Annotated in this window: 13 protein-coding genes and 1 tRNA gene; 6 read left to right on the forward strand and 8 right to left on the reverse strand. The window is 60.5% G+C overall.

The genetic code is table 11. The features are described from left to right. The first annotated feature begins 41 nt into the window (after positions 1 to 41). The 4 genes from ACSQ36_RS09455 (at position 42) to ACSQ36_RS09470 (ending at position 5,390) form a co-directional block, all read left to right on the forward strand. A complete protein-coding gene (locus ACSQ36_RS09455; RefSeq protein WP_436181724.1) occupies positions 42 to 1,289 on the forward strand; it encodes an NAD(P)/FAD-dependent oxidoreductase in 1,248 nt (415 codons plus the stop codon). A gap of 299 nt (positions 1,290 to 1,588) precedes the next feature. Next, positions 1,589 to 2,881, forward strand: a complete 1,293-nt coding sequence (locus ACSQ36_RS09460; protein ID WP_436181725.1) for an MFS transporter — start codon at positions 1,589 to 1,591, stop codon at positions 2,879 to 2,881. Between the two features lie 413 nt (positions 2,882 to 3,294). Continuing rightward, positions 3,295 to 3,371: transfer RNA gene (locus ACSQ36_RS09465), tRNA-Asp, on the forward strand. Between the two features lie 90 nt (positions 3,372 to 3,461). Continuing rightward, entirely contained in the window at positions 3,462 to 5,390 is a 1,929-nt protein-coding gene (locus tag ACSQ36_RS09470; RefSeq protein ID WP_213763873.1) for a SurA N-terminal domain-containing protein, read from the forward strand. A 138-nt stretch (positions 5,391 to 5,528) separates the two neighbouring features. Here the strand turns inward: ACSQ36_RS09470 and ACSQ36_RS09475 are convergent, their stop codons facing one another. Further along, positions 5,529 to 5,867: a hypothetical protein gene (locus tag ACSQ36_RS09475; RefSeq protein WP_436181726.1), complete on the reverse strand. Its 339-nt coding sequence runs from the start codon at positions 5,865 to 5,867 to the stop codon at positions 5,529 to 5,531. 165 nt (positions 5,868 to 6,032) lie between these two features. Beyond that, on the reverse strand, positions 6,033 to 6,761 hold the full coding sequence (locus ACSQ36_RS09480; protein WP_213763871.1) for an arylesterase: 729 nt from the start codon (positions 6,759 to 6,761) through the stop codon (positions 6,033 to 6,035). On the opposite strand from ACSQ36_RS09480, the gene ACSQ36_RS09485 reads away from it, so the two are divergent. After that, entirely contained in the window at positions 6,736 to 7,437 is a 702-nt protein-coding gene (locus ACSQ36_RS09485) for an ABC transporter ATP-binding protein (RefSeq protein ID WP_213763870.1), read from the forward strand. The genes ACSQ36_RS09480 and ACSQ36_RS09485 overlap by 26 nt on opposite strands. A gap of 1,122 nt (positions 7,438 to 8,559) precedes the next feature. Here ACSQ36_RS09485 and pgi read toward each other — a convergent pair. The 3 genes from pgi to ACSQ36_RS09500 all read right to left on the reverse strand — a co-directional run bounded on the left by pgi (position 8,560) and on the right by ACSQ36_RS09500 (position 13,558). Then, positions 8,560 to 10,185, reverse strand: a complete 1,626-nt coding sequence (pgi, locus tag ACSQ36_RS09490) for a glucose-6-phosphate isomerase (protein ID WP_436181727.1) — start codon at positions 10,183 to 10,185, stop codon at positions 8,560 to 8,562. Positions 10,186 to 10,486: 301 nt separating this feature from the next. Next, positions 10,487 to 12,079, reverse strand: coding sequence for an NAD(P)H-hydrate dehydratase (locus ACSQ36_RS09495; protein WP_436181728.1), 1,593 nt, complete (start codon positions 12,077 to 12,079; stop codon positions 10,487 to 10,489). Between the two features lie 174 nt (positions 12,080 to 12,253). Then, entirely contained in the window at positions 12,254 to 13,558 is a 1,305-nt protein-coding gene (locus ACSQ36_RS09500) for an FAD-dependent oxidoreductase (protein ID WP_436181729.1), read from the reverse strand. A 473-nt stretch (positions 13,559 to 14,031) separates the two neighbouring features. Here ACSQ36_RS09500 and purL point away from each other — a divergent pair, with 473 nt between their 5' ends. Further along, complete coding sequence (purL, locus tag ACSQ36_RS09505; RefSeq protein WP_436181730.1) at positions 14,032 to 18,090, forward strand: phosphoribosylformylglycinamidine synthase; 4,059 nt, start codon at positions 14,032 to 14,034, stop codon at positions 18,088 to 18,090. Positions 18,091 to 19,274: 1,184 nt separating this feature from the next. Here purL and ACSQ36_RS09510 read toward each other — a convergent pair. The 3 genes from ACSQ36_RS09510 to ACSQ36_RS09520 form a co-directional block, all read right to left on the reverse strand. Next, positions 19,275 to 20,057: a peptidylprolyl isomerase gene (locus tag ACSQ36_RS09510; protein ID WP_213768261.1), complete on the reverse strand. Its 783-nt coding sequence runs from the start codon at positions 20,055 to 20,057 to the stop codon at positions 19,275 to 19,277. A gap of 108 nt (positions 20,058 to 20,165) precedes the next feature. Beyond that, positions 20,166 to 20,489: a BolA family protein gene (locus tag ACSQ36_RS09515; protein WP_089160311.1), complete on the reverse strand. Its 324-nt coding sequence runs from the start codon at positions 20,487 to 20,489 to the stop codon at positions 20,166 to 20,168. Beyond that, a complete protein-coding gene (locus ACSQ36_RS09520; protein WP_089160312.1) occupies positions 20,486 to 21,025 on the reverse strand; it encodes a septation protein A in 540 nt (179 codons plus the stop codon). The genes ACSQ36_RS09515 and ACSQ36_RS09520 overlap by 4 nt, the downstream gene beginning before the upstream one ends. Positions 21,026 to 21,239: the final 214 nt, after the last annotated feature.

The following is a 21,239-nucleotide window of genomic DNA, read 5'->3' on the forward strand; positions in this document are numbered from 1 at the left end:
AGAAATTCCACAGACAGCCCCAGGGCCTAAGCGAGGCACACTTGAATACTGATTCTTCGAAACAAGACACGACCGTCGATGTAGCCATCATCGGCGCAGGCCCCTCGGGGGCGGTCGCGGCTGCGCTGCTCAGAAAGGCGGGCCGTTCGGTGCTCGTGCTCGAACGCCAGCATTTTCCGCGCTTTTCGGTCGGCGAGAGCCTGTTGCCGCAGAGCATGGCATACCTTGAGGAGGCCGGCATGCTGCAGGCCGTCGTCGAGGCCGGGTTCCAGTACAAGAACGGCGCGCATTTTATTTATCGCGACCAGTCGTCGTCCTTCGATTTCCGCGATAAACATTCGCCGGGATGGGGCACGACCTACCAGGTCGAACGCGCGGTATTCGACGATCTGCTGATCCGCTGCGCCGCAAACCAGGGCGCCGAAGTGCGTTTCGGCCACACCGTGCAGGCGATGCAAACCGGCACCGCGCCCGTGCTGGACGTGATCGATGAAGCGGGAGTCGAGTACCGGGTGCTAGCGCGTTTTGTACTCGATGCAAGCGGCTTCGGCCGTGTATTGCCCCGTCTTCTGAATCTCGAGGCGCCCACGCGCATGCCCACGCGTGCGGCCATCTTTACGCATGTGCAAGACGGCATCCCGGCAGGCTCGACGGACCGCAACAAGATCTGCGTTGCGACGCATCCAGAGCATCACGATGTATGGTTCTGGATGATTCCGTTGGCAGGCGGACGCTCGTCGGTCGGGTGCGTAGCCGAAGCAAGTTTCCTCGACTGTCCCGAGAACGAACGCGATGCAAAACTGCGCGCGCTGATCCAGCAGGAGCCGACGCTCAATGGGCTCATCGGGGAGGCGCCGTTCCTGATGCCGGTAAGGCATATCGGCGGGTATTCGGCCAACGTCGAGCGGCTGCATGGTCCCGGGTACGCGCTGCTCGGTAATGCCGGCGAGTTCCTTGACCCGGTGTTTTCATCGGGTGTGACCATCGCGCTGCGCTCCGCGCATCTGGCGGTACAAACACTCGAGCGGCAGCTCAACGGAGAGACGCCCGACTGGCAGGCAGCGTACGATGTGCCGCTACGAAAAGGGATTGATACGTTCCGTGCATTCGTCGAGCGGTGGTACACCGGCGAGTTGCAGGACATCATCTTTTATCCGCATAAAACACCGCATATTCAGCGTTTTATCAGCGCCGTGCTGGCGGGTTACGCATGGGATGAATCGAATCCGTATGTGGCCGATCCGGTGCGCCGGCTCAACGCGCTTCATGAGATATGCAAGGGGGCGTGAGGAGGCGCCGGTCGCATGGAAACCAGGACCATCCGTTGTCGCCATGCATGGCTCTTGTTGGCGCGAACAGCCATTGCCATGCAATGAAGCTTTCTTGTTGTAAGAATTCGGGCATCGGTCAGGGAACACCCTGACCGTTAGCGCCGACCGTGCAAACACCCGCATTTAACGAGTAGCATGTAACGCCCCGGCCAAGCGCACACACCATGCTTGACCGGGCCGATCCTGCGCTTACTCGCAGCATCGCCAGGACCCGAGCATCGTAGATAAAAAACGAGCCGTACCGGAGGAGACAAAGCATGCGCAAGATGCGTTGGATGGTCATATTTCTATGCTTCCTGGCAATCGCGATCAACTATGTCGATCGCGCGAACCTCGCAGTCGCCGCCCCTCAAATAGAGAAGGCGCTCAACATTGGCCCGGCGCAAATGGGCCTCGTGATGAGCGGCTTTTTCTGGACCTACGCGCTGATGCAAATGCCGTTCGGCTGGTTCGTCGATAAAGCCGGCGCGCGCATTGCATTGCCGCTTGCGGTTGGCTGGTGGTCGGTGTTCACCGCGCTCACGGCGGCGACCACGAGCGTGGCGGGCATGTTCGGCTGCCGCCTGATGCTCGGCATGGGTGAAGCGGGCGCTTATCCGGCGTGTACGAAGCTGGTCGCGCAATGGTTCAAACCGGCGCAGCGCGCGTTCGCCACCAGCATCTTCGATAGCGGCTCGCGGGTCGGCTCGGCGCTCTCCATCCCGATTGTCGCGCTGATCATCAGCGGCTTCGGCTGGGAAGCATCGTTCGTCGCGACGGGTGCGGTCGGCCTGCTGTGGGTGCTTGGCTGGTTCCTGATCTACCGCAATCCGTCGCGTGGAGATCTGACCGGCGCGGAAAACGCAACGCCTGTGCCGCGCGGAAAAATGTCTGGCCAGAACGTCACGTGGGCCTCGCTCTTCAGGCATCGCACGCTGTGGGGCATGATGCTCGGGTTCTTCTGCCTGAACTTCGTGATCTACTTTTTCATCACGTGGTTCCCGAGTTATCTCGTGCAGACGCGCGGTTTTTCGCTCAAGTCGCTCGGCACGCTCGGCATGATTCCCGCGCTCATTTCCATTCCGGGCGGCTGGCTCGGCGGCATCGTTTCGGACGCGCTCTATAAGCGCGGCTGGAGCCTGACGAAGTCGCGCAAGACCTGCATGGTCGGCGGCATGCTGCTTTCGTCGATCATCACGCTCTCGGCGTTTACGACCAGCACGTATGTGATGCTTGCATCGTTTGGAATTGCGTATGGCAGCCTCGCATTCGCCGCTGCGAGCATCTGGTCGCTTCCCGGCGACGTGGCGCCCACGCCGGATTACGTCGCGTCTATCGGCGGCATCCAGAACTTTGCGTCGAACCTCGCGGGCATCGTGATCACCACGTTCACCGGCCTCATGCTCGCACTCACCAAAGGGTCGTTCACCATTCCGCTGATCGTCGCGGGCGGTTTCTGTTTCCTCGGCGCGTTCAGTTATCTGGTGATCGTGGGCAAGATCGAGCCGCTTCAGATTCCGGGCGCCCCATCGCTCGACGTAACCGCATCGCAGGGAGTGGGGGGACGTTGACGCAGCGTTCGTGCCGGGGGTGCATTTCGCGATGGCCATGAAATGCCCCCCCGCGAGCTAATTGGAATCTTCTCTTTTCACCGTCGCTATGGGCTTCAACGGGCTTCAATGGGCTTCAACGGCTTAGTGGAAGCCAACGGCGATTAGCTTCGCGGCCCGGTGGAATCCCGCTGGAGCAATTCTCGCGGAAGCGGTCTTTGCTGCGTCGCGAGAGAAAATTTCGCATCGTATGATTTTTCGTTGTATACTTCGTCCCCGATTGAGCAAACGGTTGTGGAACAAGGCTGGCAGGGTGTTGATCAAACCTTCCGGCACACCGCTTTCCAGTTCAATCGGCCCGCGGGTTGTTGCAAATGATTGAAATAATCGGCTGCGCGGACTCGGGCCTGGATCGTTGCAAAAGATGTAAAAAAGGAGTGGTAGTTCAGTTGGTTAGAATACCGGCCTGTCACGCCGGGGGTCGCGGGTTCGAGTCCCGTCCACTCCGCCAGCATTCACGAGAAAGGCGAACTCCGGTTCGCCTTTTTTATTGCCCGCTGCTGTAACATCGGGCGTTTCGTATTAGGCAGAATCGTCACGCATGCTCGACTTTTTCCGTAATCACCAACGCCTGATGATGGCCCTGTTGATCCTGATCGTCGTGCCAGGATTGGGAATTGTGGGTATCCAGGGCTTCAGCAGTTTCTTCGACGAAAACGCCAATGTCGCCAGCGTCAACGGCCACAAGATCACGCGTGTCGAGTACGACGGCGCGATGCGTCAGCAAGTCGATCGCGCGCGGCAGATGCTCGGCGCCCAGTTCGACCCGAAGATGTTCGAAACGCCGGAAATGCGCGCGTCGCTGATCGACAGCCTCGTGCAGCAGCGCATGCTCGCCGACGAAACCCAGCGCCTTCACCTGACCGCCTCCGACGCAGCGGTACGCCGCGCATTGCTGGCCGATCCGACCATCGCTTCGCTGCGCAAGCCTGACGGCTCCATTGACGTGGACCAGTACAAGCAATTGCTCGCGATGCAGGGCATGACGCCTGAGCAGTACGACGAGCGCGTACGTTATGGCCTGGCCTCGGACCAGATTCCGGCAAGTATCCAGTCCACGGCGTTCACGTCGAAGACCTTGGCGCAAACGCTGACCGAGATCGCCGAGCAGCGCCGCGACGTTCAAGGTCTCGCGCTCCGTACCGTCGACTACACCGCAAAGATCCAGCCCACCGACGCGCAAGTGAAGTCGTATTACGACGCGCACAGTGCGGAGTTCGCGACACCCGAGTCTGCAACTATCCAGTACCTGGTGATGTCGCCGGCCACGTTGTCGGCAGCACTCAAGCCGTCTGACGCGGACCTCAAGAAGTACTACGACGACAACATCGCGCGCTTCAAGACGCAGGCACAAGTGCGGGTCAGCCACATCCTGATCACGGCGCCGAAAGACGCAAGCGCCGCCGACAAAGCCAAGGCCAAGCAACAAGCCGAAACATTGCTCGCACAGGTCAAGGCGCATCCGGACCAGTTCGCGGAGATTGCGGAGAAGAATTCGCAGGACCCGGGATCGGCGGCAAAAGGCGGTGACCTGGGGTATTTCAGCCGCGGCATGATCGCTGGCGGCCAGGCATTCGACGACGCCGCGTTCGGCCTGAAGAAGGGCGAAATCAGCGGGATTGTGCAGACGGATTTCGGTTATCACATCATCGAAGCAACCGACGTGAAGCCGTCCGTCACGCAGCCGTTCGACGAAGTGAAAGACGCAATCACGAAGGAAGTGGTCGCGCAGCAAGCGGCGAAAAGCCTGGCTGACGACGCGGAAGGCTTCACCTCGACGGTGTACGAACAGTCGAAGTCGCTGCAACCCGCCGCCGACAAATACAAGCTGCAAATCCAGACTGCGACGCTTGGATCGAAGCCGGATCCGAAGCTGCCGCCTGACAGCCCGCTGAACAATTCGAAGTTCCTCGCGGCCATATTCGCGCCGGACGCGGTGAAGCAGCACAACAACACGCAGGCTATCGATATCGGCAACAGCACGCTGATCGCAGGCCGTGTGACGGACTATAAAGCGGCGGCCGTGCCCGCACTCGACACCATCAAGGACGCGGTGCGCACGAAGGTTGTGGCGGAAGAAGCGGCCCAGGCCGCTCGCAAAGATGGCGAAGCCAAGCTGGCCGAGTTGCAGAAGTCGAACTCAACTGCAGGTTTTTCGTCGGTATCGAAGGTGTCGCGTAACGACGCGCAGGGCATGCCGCCCGCCGCGCTTGCCGCGATCTTCAAGGCGGATTCGTCGAAGCTGCCGGCTTATGTTGGCGTCGATCTTGGCGCGGACGGGTACGCTATCTATCGCGTGAATGGTATCGAGAAGCCTGATCCGGTGACTGCGGACCGCCTTACCGGCGCGCAGCAGCAAGTCGCGCAGGTCTACGCGCAAGCCGAGATGGAGTCGTACCTCGAGTCATTGAAGGCGCGCTCGAAGGTGAAGATCACCAACGTGCCTACCACGTCCGATCAGTCGCAATGATCCGCGCAATTTGATCCACACAATAAAAAAACCCCGCCGGCGAAAACCAGCGGGGTTTTTTCATATCGGGCTTCCTCTGAAGGTCCAGGAAAATAACAGAAGGCGCCCGATGCAAGCGTTACGAGACCTGCACCGAGATTAGAGGCATGCCTGGATGTCGCCGGTGGCATCGCTGCCGGCCGAGCCCGCAGTGTGGAAACCGACCCATGTACCCGGGCCCGAATAGTTGGGGCGAACGATGGCAGCTGCGCCGTCCGGCGGTTGCTGACCCGGAACGTAGACATTGGATGCCATGTCGTTCGCGAGCGTGTCTTGAGACACCACTTGTTGCTGTGATTTATCGGCCCATTTCTGCGCGATACATTGTGCGACAACCTTCGGCGGTTGCTGGCTCGTGCCGACCTGGCTAACGCTAGGGGACGGAGCGGCGCAAGCCGAGATCGCGACGGTCAAAGCGAGAATTGGTAAATATTTCACGTTACCTCCTTTCAATGCGCTCACAGCGGAGCCGGGGTTTTTCAGGGTTACGCGAAAATCCTGATTACTGAATCGTGGCCGTATTCCGCGCATGGCTAAAAGCCAACCAGGCGACGCGCTGACAGGGTTATATCGATGAATTGCTTCAATCAGTTAAATCCCCCGTCATTTCGATGGCGCGCCCAGCAAAGGTCTTAAAACTGGCCAGACGTTGTTCAATAGCAAAGGCTGGGCCTGAGGGGTCGGATGAATCTGATCTGCCTGAAACATTTCGGGCTTGTTTTCAATGCCAGCCAGCAGGAACGGGACGAGCGGCACCTGTTTTTCTTTGGACAATTGTTCATAGACGCCGTGAAACTTTTGCGAATAGTCGGGGCCATAGTTAGGCGGAACGTACATTCCCACGAGTAAAACTTTCGCGTTGGCGGCCTGTGATTTCTCGATGATGGTCCGCAAGTTCGCCTCGGTGGTCGCGAGCGGCACGCCGCGCAGCGCGTCGTTGGCGCCGAGTTCCACAATGACTATGTTTGGCTTGAGGCGGTTGAGCGCGGCGGGCAGGCGGGCGAGGCCGCCGCTGGTGGTGTCGCCGCTGATGCTTGAATTGGCGACGCTATAATCGAAGTGCTCTTGCGGAAGCTTTGAGCGCAGCAACGCTACCCAGCCTGTATCGCGGGGCAGGCCGTATTCCGCGGAAATGCTGTCGCCGAGGACCACGATCGACGGTTTGCGGGCTGTGGCCGTGGCGGTCGCTGCAATCGTAGCCACAGCCGCGTCTTGCGCCGCGTAAGCCGGCGTAGCGCTCATGCATGCAACCAATGCCAGCGGTGCCAGCGTGGCGCGCGTTGTCCAGTTCACCTTAAGTCTCTCCATGCAAAACAATATCGAACCAGTCATTGAAGTACGGGGTTTAAGCAAGCGGGTGAAGGACGCGACGGGCGAATTGATCATCCTCGATCAGATCGACCTGTCGATCGAAAAGGGCAGCAGTGTCGCCATAGTCGGCGCATCGGGGTCCGGCAAGTCCACGCTGCTCGGTCTGCTTGCGGGATTGGACAGCGCGACGGCGGGCACGGTTCGCTTGCTCGGGCGCGACCTGGGCGCGCTGAACGAAGACGAACGCGCGGCATTGCGCAGCGGCTCGGTGGGATTCGTGTTCCAGTCGTTCCAGTTGATGCCGCATCTGAGCGCACTCGAGAACGTGATGTTGCCGCTGGAATTGCGCGGCGACGTGCCGCACAAGGAGATCGTGATTCGTGCACGTGACCTGCTTGAACAGGTCGGCCTCGGTCAGCGGACTGGGCACTATCCCAAGCTGTTATCTGGCGGCGAGCAACAACGCGTGGCGCTTGCGCGCGCGTTTGTCACGCATCCGGCGGTGCTTTTCGCCGATGAACCCACTGGCAGTCTTGATGCGGCAACAGGTTATGCAATCATTGACCTGATGTTCGAGATGAACCGGCGCAATGGCGCTACGCTCATCCTCGTTACGCATGATACCGAACTGGCCGAGCGATGCGATGCGACGGTGACAATAGAAGCAGGGCGCCTTGTGAATGGTCTGAGTGTGTAGGTTTGGTTTCGTTCGCACTCGGGGGTGGTCGTAGTGGTCGGGGGTGGTGTCGGGGTGGTCGGTTCTGGGGTTAGTGGTCGGGGTCTATGCCGGGTTGGTGCTTTCGGCGTTAGTGGTCTGCGAGAGTCGGATTTTCTCTTTATCACTATTAGCCACTGTGCGTGGCGGCACGTCATTTCTTTGTCCAAAGCGACAAAGAAACGAAGCAAAGAAAGCGCTTTCCAACCACGCTACCCTAAGTGTCCACAGCGTGCAGTTTTCATTCATAGGTGCCCCAAAAGCACGGTGCTCGCCAGAGCCACGGATGTTTGAAACCCTCCTTCTCGCGAATCCTGACATGAACACGCTTCGCCCCGTACGCTCTCGGGCAAGCACCATTGCCAAGGAATCCGCACGGCATCACGCGTTCTGCCGGCCGTGTTTTTTGATGGGTTCGCGCCTGGTTCGTGCGGCCATATTCGTGGATCACAGCTTGATGTCTAGCAGCTCGATACGCGTTTAGTGCGTCAGTTTTTGGTGAGCTGACCGCGTGCTTACGCGGTTATTTTCGTCGGTTGCGGCCTTACATATTCTGGGGCTTTATTACTTGGCGGGTTGGCGGCGTGGTCCGTCGTGCGTACAAATTGGCGGGCGGTTATCCGCGGATAGCGCGGGGTGCCCCTTGGGCAGGTTCAATCACTGGTGGCGAAGCGTGTGGGTATCGGTGTTCGGAGAAGGAGGGGTTCAAACATCCTCCGCTCTGGCGAGCACCGTGCTTTTGGGGCACCCATGAATAGAAACTGCACGCTGTGGACACTTAGGGTAGAGCGGTTAAAGCGTTTTCTTTGCTTCGTTTCTTTGTCGCTTTGGACAAAGAAATGACGTGCCGCCACGCACAGTGGCTAACAGTGATAAAGAGAAAATCCGACTCTCGCAGACCGCTAACGCCGAAAGCAGCAACCCGGCATTGACCCCGACCACTAACCTCAGAACCGACCAACCCGGCACTGACTCCGACCGCTAACCCAAAACCGACCACCCCGGCACCACCCCGACCACTACGACCACCCCCGAGTGCGAACGAAAGACATCTCGCGCTCCCCCACCAGCAGAAACCGCGAGACATCCTCCAGCATAAAGCGCCTACAGCCCCTTCAACGCGGCCTGCGCACGCGCAATCAACGCCGATGTCGACGAATCGTGCTTGGCTGGATCAGCCTTGTCACTGGTGATATCGGCTTCCACCACCTTGCCGAGGATCTTGCCCAGCTCGACGCCCCACTGATCGAACGAGTTGATGTCCCACACCGCGCCTTGCACCAGCACCTTGTGCTCGTACAGCGCGATGACCGCGCCCAATGTCTCGGGCGTGAGAGCATCAAGAATGATCGTGGTAGTCGGGCGATTGCCAGGAAAGCTCAGGTGAGTGGCAAGTTCTTCCTTGCCCTGTCCTGCGACCTTCTTCGCTTCTTCCAGCGTGCGCCCGAGCATCAGCGCTTCGCTTTGCGCAAAGCAGTTCGCCAGCAGCTTGGCGTGATGATCGATCAGCGGATGTTCCGGCGTCAGCACGGCAATGAAGTCGACCGGGATCAACGTCGGACCCTGATGCAGCATCTGGTAGAACGCATGCTGGCCATTCGTGCCCGGTTCGCCCCAGATCACGGCGGCGGTCGGGTAATCAACCATGGTGCCGTCGAGCCGCGCCGACTTGCCGTTGCTCTCCATCTCGAGTTGCTGGAGATACGAAGACAGGTAGCGCATGGCTTGCGAATACGGCGCGACCATCACGCTTTGCGACTCGAAGAAGTCGCGATACCAGATGCCGATCATGCCCATCAGCACGGGCAAATTGCGTTCGAACGGCGCGGTACGGAAATGCTCGTCCATCGCATGCGCGCCGGCCAGCAGCTTTTCGAAATTTTCCGGACCGACCGAGATCACGATCGACAAGCCAACCGTGGACCATAGCGAATAACGGCCGCCGACCCAGTCCCACATCTCGAAGACGTTTTCCTTCGCAATGCCGAACTTGACCACTTCCTCAGGATTCGCCGATACCCCCACGAAGTGCTTCGACAACGCTTCTTCCGGGCAGCCGCTTTTCACGAACCACTCGCGCATGGAGCGCGCGTTGGTCATGGTTTCGAGCGTGGTAAATGTCTTCGACACAACAATAGCCAGCGTCTCTTCAGCGTCGATGCCCTTGAGCACGTTGTAGATATCTGCGCCATCGACGTTCGAGACAAAATGCGTGTCCAGACCGGGCTTTGCCAGGTGCTGCAATGCATGCACGACCATCTTCGGCCCGAGATCCGAGCCGCCAATCCCGATGTTCACCACATGGCGAATCGGCTTGCCGGTGTAGCCGGTCCAGGAACCGTCGCGAACCTTGTTGGCGAACGCGGCCATCTTGGCTTTTTCAGCGCGGATTTCCTTCTGGAACGGGGAGTTGTCGTCGGTGGAACGCAAGGCCGTGTGCAGCACCGCGCGATGTTCCGTGACGTTGACGATATCGCCGGCAAACACGGCGTCGCGCTTTTCAGCGACCTTGGCCTGCTGCGCGAGTTCGACCAGCAGCTTGAGCGTGGCTTCGGTAATCCGGTTCTTCGAGAAATCGATGGAAATGCCGCCGCCGTCAAAAGTCAGGCGCTCGGCGCGGGACGGCGTTGTGTCGTTTTGCGGCGCGAACCAGTCGCGCAGGCGCTCGTCACGGATGGCATCGTAATGCGTCTGGAGCGCCGGCCAGGCAGGGAGCAAATTGAGCGTCATAACGGTCCGTTTATCAGAGGGTGACGGGAAGTACTGATCATCGCGCGGAGTCTGGTGAGGATCTATCACGAACCCCTTACGCGCGAGTCAACAAGTATAGCCACGATGGATGAATGATTGCTTGCATGGACGATAAGCGCATCGGCCATGGCTTCATGTTTCGTTCGTCATGGATAAACGCCGCGAGGCGAGCAGCGATACAGGTGGCCTCGCGTACGTATCGCACGGATAAACGCCGCTCGGCAAACGGCGCCACGGACGGACTCGCCGACGTACTCGCACCTCGAGCACGTTAGCCTGATCACGTAGCGTAAAAAAGCCGGTTGAGCAAACTGCGCACTTTCGGCGCCAGCTCGCCCGCGGTTAATCCTGCTGGCCCTTCGCCTTCACCGGTCAACTCTTCAGCGGCCAGCCCGTGCAGATAAACCCCGGCAAGCGCCGCTTCATAAGCCGGCAAGCGCTGCGCGAGAAACGCGCCGATCAACCCGCCCAGCACGTCGCCGGTCCCGCCGGTGGCGAGCGCGGCATTGCCGGTGGGATTCACCGACACGCGCCCATCCGGCGACGCGACGATTGTGCCGGTGCCTTTCAACACAGCGACAGCCGCGAAACGCGCCGCCAGTTGCCGCGCGGCAGCGATGCGATCGGCTTGCACCTTTTTCACCTCCGATCCGAGCAAGCGCGCGGCTTCCAGCGGATGCGGCGTCAATACGCACGGGTCCCCGCGAGCGCCCCGTTCGGCGACCTTGGCAGCCAGCTTTTCATCCGATGAAATCAGGTTGAGCGCGTCGGCATCGAAGAGCTTGGGGACATCGAGTGCGAGGACATCGACGAGCACCTTCTTCGCGCGCTCGCTCTGGCCCATGCCGCAGCCGACCGCGAGCGCGTTCATCTTGTCGAGTGAGATCTGGTCGACGTGGTGCAGCATCAGTTCCGGATGCGGCGGGTCATAAGGCGGTGAATCAGTGCCGATGAACGCCACGTTGACCTTGCCTGCGCCGCCGTACAACGCCATGCGCGCGGCCAGGATCGGCGCGCCGCACATGCCGGTGTCGCCGCCGAGCACGGCCAGCGTGCCGAACGTGCCCTTGTTGGTTGAGAAATCGCGGGGCGGCAAGTGCGAGCCGAACAGCGATGGCGCGTTCAGCACGACAGAGGGTTCAAGCGGCGGCTTGACGCCCAGATCGGCGATATAAAGCTTGCCCGTGAGGTCGCGGCCATCGCCGGTGAAATGGCCCGGCTTCGCGCCGATAAACGTGATGGTGTGCGTGGCCCGCACGGCCTGCGCACGACCATCGGCGCTGCGGCTGACCGGCTCACCCGTGTCGCTCGACAGCCCGCTCGCGATATCCAGCGCAAGCACGCCGCCGCTCGCCTTCGAGCGCCGTGACAGGCGCGCGGCGAGATCCGCGAACGCGCCTTCCAGCGGCCGTCCGAGACCGATGCCGAACATGCCGTCGATGAGCCAGCCGAAGGTATCGAAGGATGAGGGGGATTCGGTGGTGATTTTCACGCCCGCTTGCCTGGCTTCGGCCAGCGCCCAGCGTGCATCGTCGGGTTTGACTTCCACCGGCATGCAGACTTCGACGTCTATACCGGCGCGCCGCAAGCGGGCGGCCATCACGAGCGCATCGCCGCCATTGTTGCCCGGCCCGGCCACGATCCAGACTGGCAGGGCGGCAAGATGCGGCGCATGCCGATTCTGATCGATGACAAATTGCGCCGCGGCAGCCCCGGCGCGCGCCATCAATGTATTCGGGGGAAGGGCGGCCGCCGCGCGGCTTTCCAGCGTGCGTAGTTCGCCGAGTGTCAGCAGCGCCAGCGCGTGATCGCGCGGCTCGACGTAGGGCGGCTGAGGGGTGTTTGAGACGGTGGAGGAGTCGGAGTCGGTCATGGCGCCAGCGTTGGAGGAGTGCGTTAGCTCATCGCAATTATTGCGCCCAAATGACCACAAACGCCGGCCGGGGATCCGTAAAGTGCATTACGTCCGCGAAAAAGGCAGTTCGCTACTTCACTTCGCTAGCGTTTGCGCCGCCCTGGACCCAAGCCGGATAACGCTCGCCCCTTCCTAAAACCGGTTCATCCGCAGCGCGCGCACCGTTTCAAGAGGCACGTCGGGCGTGATTCCGGAAACCATCGCCGCCACGACCTTGGCCGCTCCACAAGCGATACCCCAGCCCGCCGGCCCGTGCGCCGCGTTGATGAACAAACGGGCGTGCCCGGTCGGGCTTACAACGGGCAAGCCATCGGGCGACACCAGCCGGATGCCATCCCAAGCCCGCGCTGCCGATACCTTCGCCGCGCCCGGAATCCAGTCGTGCGTCGCCTGGCCGAGCAGCGCGAGGGCGCGCCGCGTCATGCTTTCGTTCATCGGCTTGTGCGCTTTTGCCGCGCTCTCCAGCACCGCGCCGCCAGTCACGCGCATGCGCTGGTTGATCCGCGTCATCGTGATGCGTTTCACCGAATCGACCACCGTAATGTGAGGCGCACGCTCTTCGTAAGCAATCGGCGCGGTCAGCGTGTGCAGGCGCAGCGGATGCAGCGGCAGCGTGATTCCCAGCGTGGCCAGCAAGGCCGGCGTGCCGGTACCGGCCGCGACCACAATGGCGTCGGCGCCGATCAGTTCCACGTCGCGGGACTTGCGGCCCTTGCCGTCCATTTCGCCCGCGCGCGGTCCGAGTTCCACGGCGGCACGCTGGGCATCGGCGCGAATAGCCGTTACTTCGCGGCCAAGCTGGAATTGCACGCCGCTGTCTTCCAGCACCTGCTTCAGCAGCTTGGTGAACAACGGGCAATTGGCGGTGTGGGCATCGCCCAGCAATACACCGCCCGCAAGCGGCGGATCATCGGGAATGGAAGGCTCCGCCGCTACGCATTCCTCGGGCGTCAGCAGGCGATACGGTGTCTCGAAGCGCTGCAGCAGGGCGATCGCGGACTGCGCCAGTTCGAGATCGCGTTCATGACGGAACACATGCAGCACACCCGTGCGCTGTTCGTAATCGAGGGAATACCGGGAGTCGATATCCGCTATCAGGTCGCGCGAAATATCCACCAGCGGCCGCAAAGCAACGTACTGACCTTTGAAAAGCGCCGGGTCCTTGAGCCGCGCGAGTTGCCTGGCGAACGCGCGGGTATCGGAATTGAAGCCGGGTTTGTACACAATGCCGGTTTTGGCCGAGCGACGTGTCTGCATGAACGTTGGTCCGAACCACACGTCGAGCGGCGAGGGCAGCACGGAGCCGCCGTGGCCGTAGGTTGCGCCCTGCGCAACGGTGGCATGGCGCTCGACCACGCAGACGCGGTGGCCGTTTGCACGCAATTGATACGCGGTGGCGATGCCGGCGATTCCGCCGCCGATGACGATGACATCCATGATTCATTCTCGCCCGAAGGCGCAAGACCAGACTGGTTCACGAGCCGGCGCCCGACTGTGTCGGGGCGCCCGGGATTCGCCGGGATTCTCGTGAGAGAGGCGAGCCGGCGTTTGTGCGACCAAACGCCGGTCGGGGAAAGCGCGCCATCATAGCGCCAAACGGGCATCGGCGGGACGCCAAGAGGCGTGGCACAGCGGCGCCGGCGGCCGGGTCGACGGCTGAAAACCCTTGCGTGGCAAGGGTCCTGAAGTGCGTCGCCGGATCGTCTCAAAAACGTTCCGGGCATATTTCAGAGATTGCGGGTGTGCCGTCAGGCCGTTTCACGGCTTGGCCCCGGGTCCGTTTTCGAGACACTTCCGGGTTATAATCCGGGACTTCCCACCGCCGGTTGCGGCACTGCCGCAACCGGCTCCGACGTCTATCGTCTCGACGTCAGCCTTGGCGAATTCGACGTCCTTTAAGCACCGTGACAATGGCCCACTTCTCGTGTTTCCCCGGCGCTTCGGCCCTCTCCGATTTCCGTCAAACCCGCCTGCTCGAAACATTGACGCGCATCGACCCGGCAATCGTCGGCGTGCGCGGCCAGTATCTGCATTTCGTGAACTCGGTCGATCCGCTCTCCGATGAAGACAGCAACCGCATCCACGCGCTGATGCACTACGGCGCGCCGTTCGAAGCCAGCACCGAGCGTGGCGCGCAAGAGACCTTCATGGTCGTGCCGCGCTTCGGCACCGTTTCGCCGTGGGCGAGCAAGGCGACAGATATTGCGCATCACTGCGGCCTCACGCAGGTTCGCCGGATCGAGCGGGGCATCGAATATACGGTGATCCTGAAAAGCGGCTTGCTCGGCAGCGGCATCGGCGGCAAGAAGGCGTTGGGCGAGCAGGAGCGCGCAGCAGTTGCGGCCGCGCTGCATGACCGGATGACCGAAAGCGTGGCGCCATCGCGGGATCACGCACTGCATCTCTTCGACGAACTGCCGGCGCAGCCGCTGCAAGCCGTCGACATCCTCGGCCATGGCCGCGGCGCGCTGGAAACGGCGAACGCGGAACTGGGCCTCGCGCTGGCGGACGATGAAATCGACTATCTCGTTGATTCGTTCAAGCAGTTGGAGCGCAATCCGACCGACGTCGAGTTGATGATGTTCGCGCAGGCCAATAGCGAACATTGCCGTCACAAGATTTTCAACGGGCAGTGGACCATTGACGGCGAGCCGCAGGACATCTCGCTCTTCAACATGATCCGCAACACCGAGAAGCTGAATCACGCCGGCACGATCGTCGCGTATTCGGACAACTCGGCGATCATGGAAGGCGGCACGGCCGAGCGTTGGTTCCCGCGTGGTTCGAACGAACATTACGGCCGTCACACCGAGTTGACGCACACGTTGATGAAGGTCGAGACGCATAACCACCCGACCGCCATTTCGCCTTTCGCCGGCGCGGCAACCGGCTCCGGCGGCGAGATTCGCGATGAAGGCGCGACGGGCCGCGGTGCGCGCCCGAAAGCGGGCCTGGCGGGTTTCACGGTATCGAACCTGGACTTGCCCGACGCACGCCAGCCGTGGGAAAACGCCCGCGACAGCGCCGTGCCGGTGCCGCAGCGCAATCCATCGGATACGCATGAGCCGTACGGCAAGCCGGAACGGATTGCATCGCCGTTGCAGATCATGATCGATGGCCCCATCGGCGCGGCCGCGTTCAACAACGAATTCGGCCGGCCCAACCTGGGCGGCTATTTCCGCGCATATGAGCAGAACGCTGCGGGGCGCGTGCGGGGTTATCACAAGCCGATCATGATCGCGGGCGGGATCGGCAATATCTCGGACCAGCACACCCACAAGATGGATTTGCCGGCGGGGTCGTTGCTGATTCAGATCGGCGGTCCGGGCATGCGGATCGGCATGGGGGGCGGCGCGGCGAGTTCGATGGCGACCGGCGCCAACACCGCGCAACTCGACTTCGATTCCGTCCAGCGTGGCAACCCCGAAATCCAGCGGCGTGCGCAGGAAGTCATCAATGCGTGCTGGCAGTTGGGCGCCGAGAACCCGATCCTGAGCATCCACGACGTGGGCGCGGGCGGGTTATCGAATGCGTTCCCTGAACTGGTCGATGGAGCGGACAAGGGCGCGCGTTTCGAATTGCGTCGCGTACAGCTTGAGGAATCGGGTTTGTCGCCGCGCGAAATCTGGTCGAACGAAGCGCAGGAACGCTACGTTCTGGCTATCGCGCCGGAAAGCCTGCCGGCCTTCGAAGCAATCTGCACGCGTGAACGCTGCCCGGTCGCGGTGGTGGGCGTGGCGACCGAAGAACGCCAATTGCAGTTGATCGACGACTTGAAGAGCGCGGATCAAAAGCTCGAACCCGTCGATATGCCCATGGAAGTCCTGCTCGGCAAGACGCCGAAGATGCATCGCGACGTGAAGCGCGAGGTCTTGACGTTCGAGCCCGTCGATGTGACCGGTATGGTTTTGTCCGAGATCGCGGTGAGTGTGCTCAAGCATCCGACGGTCGCGAGCAAATCGTTTTTGATCACCATCGGCGACCGCTCGGTGGGCGGCACGACGGCGCGCGACCAGATGGTCGGCCCGTGGCAAGTGCCCGTCGCCGATTGCGCGATCACGACCCTGGATTACGCCGGCTTCCGTGGCGAAGCAATGACCATTGCCGAGCGCACGCCGCTTGCCGTGATCGATGCACCCGCATCCGGCCGCATGGCAGTGGGCGAAGCGGTGACGAACATTGCATCGGCGCCGATCGAATCGTTGAGCAAGCTGAAGCTGTCCGCTAACTGGATGGCCGCGTGCGGCAGTCCTGGCGAAGACGCGGCGCTGTTTGACACCGTGAAGGCTATCGGCATGGAGTTGTGCCCGGCGCTGGGCATCAGTATTCCTGTCGGCAAGGATTCACTGTCGATGCGCACCAAGTGGCAGGACGAGGCGGGCGTAGCGAAGGAAGTCGTGTCGCCGGTGTCGCTGATCATTTCGGCGTTTGCGCCGGTTGAAGATGTACGCCGCCAGCTCACGCCGCAATTGCAGCGTGGCACGGATACGGTGCTGATATCGATCGACCTCGGCCGCGGGAAGAATCGTCTTGGTGGCAGCATCCTGGCGCAAGTGACGCAGCAGATTGGCGACACGGTTCCTGACGTCGATGATGCCGAGGACCTGAAGCGGTTCTTCAACGCGATCCAGTCGCTCAATGCTGCTGGCAAGTTGCTCGCGTATCACGACCGTTCCGATGGCGGCCTCTGGGCCACTGTCTGCGAAATGGCGTTTGCGGGGCACGTGGGGGTGTCGCTGAACGTTGACATGCTGATCCTCGATCCCAACCACGAATCCGATTACGGCGATGCCAAGGACTGGGCGAAGCAGACCAGCGGCCGTCGTGAGGACCGGACCATTCGCGCGTTGTTCGCCGAAGAATTGGGCGGCGTGATCCAGGTGCCTTTGGCAGATCGCGATGCCGTGCTGGCTGTGTTGCGCGAGCACGGGTTGTTTGGTTGCAGCGAAGTGATCGGCAAGCCGAACGAGCGTGACACGATCGAAATTTATCGCGATGCAAAGAAAATCTATGAAGCTCCGCGGCATGAGTTGCAGCGTGCGTGGAGCGAAGTGAGCTGGCGCATCGCGCGGTTACGCGATAACCCGGCTTGCGCCGATGCCGAATACGACGCGTTGCTCGATCCTGCTGATCCGGGCATTTCGCCGGTTTTGACTTTTGATCCGACGCAGGATGTGTCGGCTCCGTTTGTCAGCAAGGGGGCGCGTCCGCGTGTCGCTATCTTGCGAGAGCAGGGTGTCAATTCGCATCTGGAAACGGCTTACGCGTTCGACCGTTCGGGGTTCGACACCCACGACGTTCACATGAGCGATTTGCTGGAAGGGCGGGTCACGCTCGCGGACTTCGCGGGTGCGGTTGCTTGCGGCGGTTTCTCTTATGGGGACGTGCTCGGTGCGGGCGAGGGCTGGGCCAAGACGATTCGTTTCAATCCGCGTCTGGCTGATATGTTCGCGGCGTTTTTCGGTCGCACCGATACCTTTGCGCTGGGCATTTGCAATGGATGCCAGATGATGAGCAGCCTCGCTTCGATGATCCCTGGCGCGGAGGCATGGCCGAAGTTTACGCGGAACAAATCGGAGCAATTCGAGGCGCGGTTTGCATCGGTTGAGATACAAGGTTCGCCGTCGATATTCTTCGCTGGAATGGAAGGTTCGCGGATTCCGGTGGCCGTTGCGCACGGCGAAGGCTTTGCTGATTTCTCGCAGCAGGGCGACGTAGCGAACGCTTTAGTGGCCATGCGTTTCGTCGATCACCAGGGCGCTGCGACCGAGCGTTATCCGTTGAATCCGAATGGTTCGCCGGATGGGATTACATCGGTGACGACACCGGATGGACGCTTCACGGTGCTTATGCCGCATATGGAGCGGGTGCACAGGAACGTGCAGATGAGCTGGACGCCAGGGGATTGGACTGGGGACGCGAGTCCATGGTTGCGCGTGTTTCAGAATGCGCGGCGCTGGGTAGGGTGAGAGGGTTCGCTCGCGCCGGTGGACCGAAGTGGGTGGGTTTGCTGGCGCGGGTTGGTCGTTAGGTTTTGGGGGTGGTCGGGGTTGATGCTGGGTTGGTCGGTTCTGGAGTTAGTGGTCGGGGTTTATGCCGGGTTGGTCGGTTCTGGAGTTAGTGGTCGGAGTTGATGCCGGGTTGCTGCTTTCGGCGTTAGTGGGTCTGCGAGAGTCGGATTTTCTCTTTATCACTATTAGCCACTGTGCGTGGCGGCACGTCATTTCTTTGTCCAAAGCGACAAAGAAACGAAGCAAAGAAAGCGCTTTAACCGCTCTACCCTAAGTGTCCACAGCGTGCAGTTTCTATTCATAGGTGCCCCAAAAGCACGGTGCTCGCCAGAGCGGAGGATGTTTGAACCCCTCCTTCTCGCGAATCCTGACATGAACACGCTTCGCCACCAGTGCTCTCGGGCAAGCACATTCGCCAAGGACTCGCACGGCCTCACGCGTACTCGTAACGTCGTGCTTTCATATGAAAACGCGTCACCGTCCGTGCTGTCGGGCAAGCACTTTTTGCCCAGGAACCAGCCCGGCCTAACGCGTATTTGCTTCTGCGGTTCTTCGTGGGTCAACTACTCGACCTGAGGCGTCATTTTTATGACTCACTGCCTCACGCATCCAAGACCCCGGGGCTTTTGGTGAATTGGTGATGTGGTTCGGTGTCCATACCTATTTGGAGGGAGGTTGTCCGCGGATAGCGCGGGGTGAACCTTGGGCAGGTTCAATCACTGGTGGCGAAGCGTGTGGGTATCGGTGTTCGGAGAAGGAGGGTTTCACACATCCGTCGCTCTGGCGAGCACCGTGCTTTTGGGGCACCCATGAATGGAAACTGCACGCTGTGGACACTTAGGGTAGAGCGGTTAAAGCGTTTTCTTTGCTTCGTTTCTTTGTCGCTTTGGACAAAGAAATGACGTGCCGCCACGCACAGTGGCTAATAGTGATAAAGAGAAAATCCGACTCTCGCAGACCACTAAGGCCGAAAGCACCAACCCGGCATAGACCTCGACCGCTAGCCCCAGAACTGACCAACCCGGCATAAACCCCGACCACTCCCCCCAGAACCGACCAACCCACCATCAACCCCGACCAAACCCTAACGACCAACCCGCGCCAGCAAACCCACCCCCTCGGTCCACCGGCGCGAGCGACCCCTACTTGATTACAGCCTTCTTCTGCAAACCCTCTTCAAAAGCCTGCAGCTTTTCCTGCTGAATCTGCTTCGCAATCTGGTCCTTGACCTGCTCCAACGGCGGCGGCGCAACATCGCGAATGTCGTCCAACCGAATGATGTGCCAGCCGAATTGCGTCTTCACCGGCTCATCGGTCATCTCGCCCTTCTTCAACTTCTCAGCCGCCGCGCCAAACTCCGGCACATACGCCTGCGGGCTTGACCAGTCCAGATCGCCGCCATTCTTGCCCGATCCCGGATCCTTCGAATACTGCTTCGCCAGATCTTCAAAACTCGCGCCAGCCTTGATCTTCGCAATCAAGTCCTTAGCCTGAGCTTCGTTGTCGACGAGAATATGGTGCAGGTGATATTCCTTGCCGCCACCGACCTGCTTGACCATGTCGTCATATCGAGCCTTGATCTCGGCATCGGTCGGCGGATTGTTCTTCACGAAATCTTCAATCAACGCACGCAAGACCACCGTCTGCTGAGCAACGGCAATCTGCGCCTTCACGTCGGGACGCGTGGCAATACCGCGCCGCATCGCTTCCTGCATCAAGATCTCGCGATTTACCAGTTCTTGACGCACGGCCGCCTGCAATTGCGGCGTGTCCTGCTGACCCTGCTGAACGAGTTGCGCGACAAGCGCATCGACACGGGACTTCGGAATCGGCGTGCCGTTCACCACGGCAATGTTCTGAGCAAACACGGGCGCCGCCGCGAACGCGGCCAGCAACACCCAGATACGGGGATTTTTTAAAATCATCAATGGTTCCTGATCAGAACGAGGGCTGGGAATCTTGGCTGAAATCTGTTGACTGAAAGCAAAACTGAACTGAAGGACAGTTCTAAAGGACAGTTAAGTTACTAGGGGTCACTCGAACTGGTCTGCAAACTCTTCGGGTGTAAAAGCCTTGATGGCAAGCGCATGAATACCCTGCCGCAGCTCGTCGGCCAGCGCATCATACACCAGCCGATGCCGCGCCACGCGTGGCTTCCCGGCGAATCGGGCCGCCACAATGGTAACCGTGTAGTGACTCCCCGCCGAGGCTCCGGCATGGCCCGCGTGCGCGGCGCTGTCATCGTCTATATGCACCGACGAAGCCTCAAGCGCCGCATTAAGCCGCGCTTCAAGATAAGCGATCTTGCCTTCGGCCGACGCGTTGACGAAGTTCTCGATAAAACCGGGGTCGCTCATTTCCCTTCGTCCTCTTTCATATACTTCGCGAGCCACAAACTCTGAGCCACGATAAACACCAGCAAACACCCGGTCGCGCCGAACAGCTTGAAGTTGACCCATTGATCGGTGGTGTAGTTGAACGCCACGAACAGATTGACCACGCCGAGAATCGCGAAAAACACGGCCCAGGCAAGGTTCAACTGACCCCACACACGATGCGGCAAAACAATCTGCTTGCCCATCATTGCTTCAATGAGATTCTTCCCGAAAGCGACTTGCGACACGATTAGCGCGCCGGCAAAAAGCCAGTAAAGCGCGGTGGGTTTCCACTTGATGAACGTATCGTTGTGCAGCACGAGCGTCGCGCCGCCGAATACGACCACCACACCCAGGCTCACCCACAGCATGGGATCGACCTTGCGATGCCGGAACGCGACCCACGCGATCTGCACGAGCGTGGCGACAATTGCTACAGCGGTGGCGGTGTAGATGCCCCAGATCTTGAATGCGACGAAGAAGAGGAGGATCGGAAATAGATCGAACAGAAATTTCATGTCGTAGGGACGTGGAGGGCATCAATTTGAAAGCGCGCACGCGCCGCGCGTCACCGGTTCGCTACCGGCACAGCACGACGCCTGGCGAGTGAATAGCCGCAGTCAGCCGCATTTGGCCTTATCTGGCCTCAATCATCTGGCCGTAAGTCAGCCGCGTTTGAAAACGCGCGGCGAGGGTGCTCGTCGCGCCAACGTCGACTCGCAGACTCACCGG

Source organism: Caballeronia sp. LjRoot34 (assembly GCF_964253815.1).
Classification (GTDB): Bacteria; Pseudomonadota; Gammaproteobacteria; order Burkholderiales; family Burkholderiaceae; genus Caballeronia.

Bases quoted from the DNA above. Each gene is read 5' to 3' on its own strand.
- ACSQ36_RS09460 (WP_436181725.1), top strand. From the start codon at position 1,589: ATGCGCAAGATGCGTTGGATGGTCATATTTCTATGCTTCCTGGCAATC.
- ACSQ36_RS09470 (WP_213763873.1), top strand. From the start codon at position 3,462: ATGCTCGACTTTTTCCGTAATCACCAACGCCTGATGATGGCCCTGTTG.
- ACSQ36_RS09485 (WP_213763870.1), top strand. From the start codon at position 6,736: ATGCAAAACAATATCGAACCAGTCATTGAAGTACGGGGTTTAAGCAAG.
- ACSQ36_RS09480 (WP_213763871.1), bottom strand. From the start codon at position 6,761: ATGACTGGTTCGATATTGTTTTGCATGGAGAGACTTAAGGTGAACTGG.
- pgi (WP_436181727.1), bottom strand. From the start codon at position 10,185: ATGACGCTCAATTTGCTCCCTGCCTGGCCGGCGCTCCAGACGCATTAC.
- ACSQ36_RS09495 (WP_436181728.1), bottom strand. From the start codon at position 12,079: ATGACCGACTCCGACTCCTCCACCGTCTCAAACACCCCTCAGCCGCCC.
- ACSQ36_RS09500 (WP_436181729.1), bottom strand. From the start codon at position 13,558: ATGGATGTCATCGTCATCGGCGGCGGAATCGCCGGCATCGCCACCGCG.
- purL (WP_436181730.1), top strand. From the start codon at position 14,032: ATGGCCCACTTCTCGTGTTTCCCCGGCGCTTCGGCCCTCTCCGATTTC.
- ACSQ36_RS09510 (WP_213768261.1), bottom strand. From the start codon at position 20,057: ATGATTTTAAAAAATCCCCGTATCTGGGTGTTGCTGGCCGCGTTCGCG.
- ACSQ36_RS09515 (WP_089160311.1), bottom strand. From the start codon at position 20,489: ATGAGCGACCCCGGTTTTATCGAGAACTTCGTCAACGCGTCGGCCGAA.
- ACSQ36_RS09520 (WP_089160312.1), bottom strand. From the start codon at position 21,025: ATGAAATTTCTGTTCGATCTATTTCCGATCCTCCTCTTCTTCGTCGCA.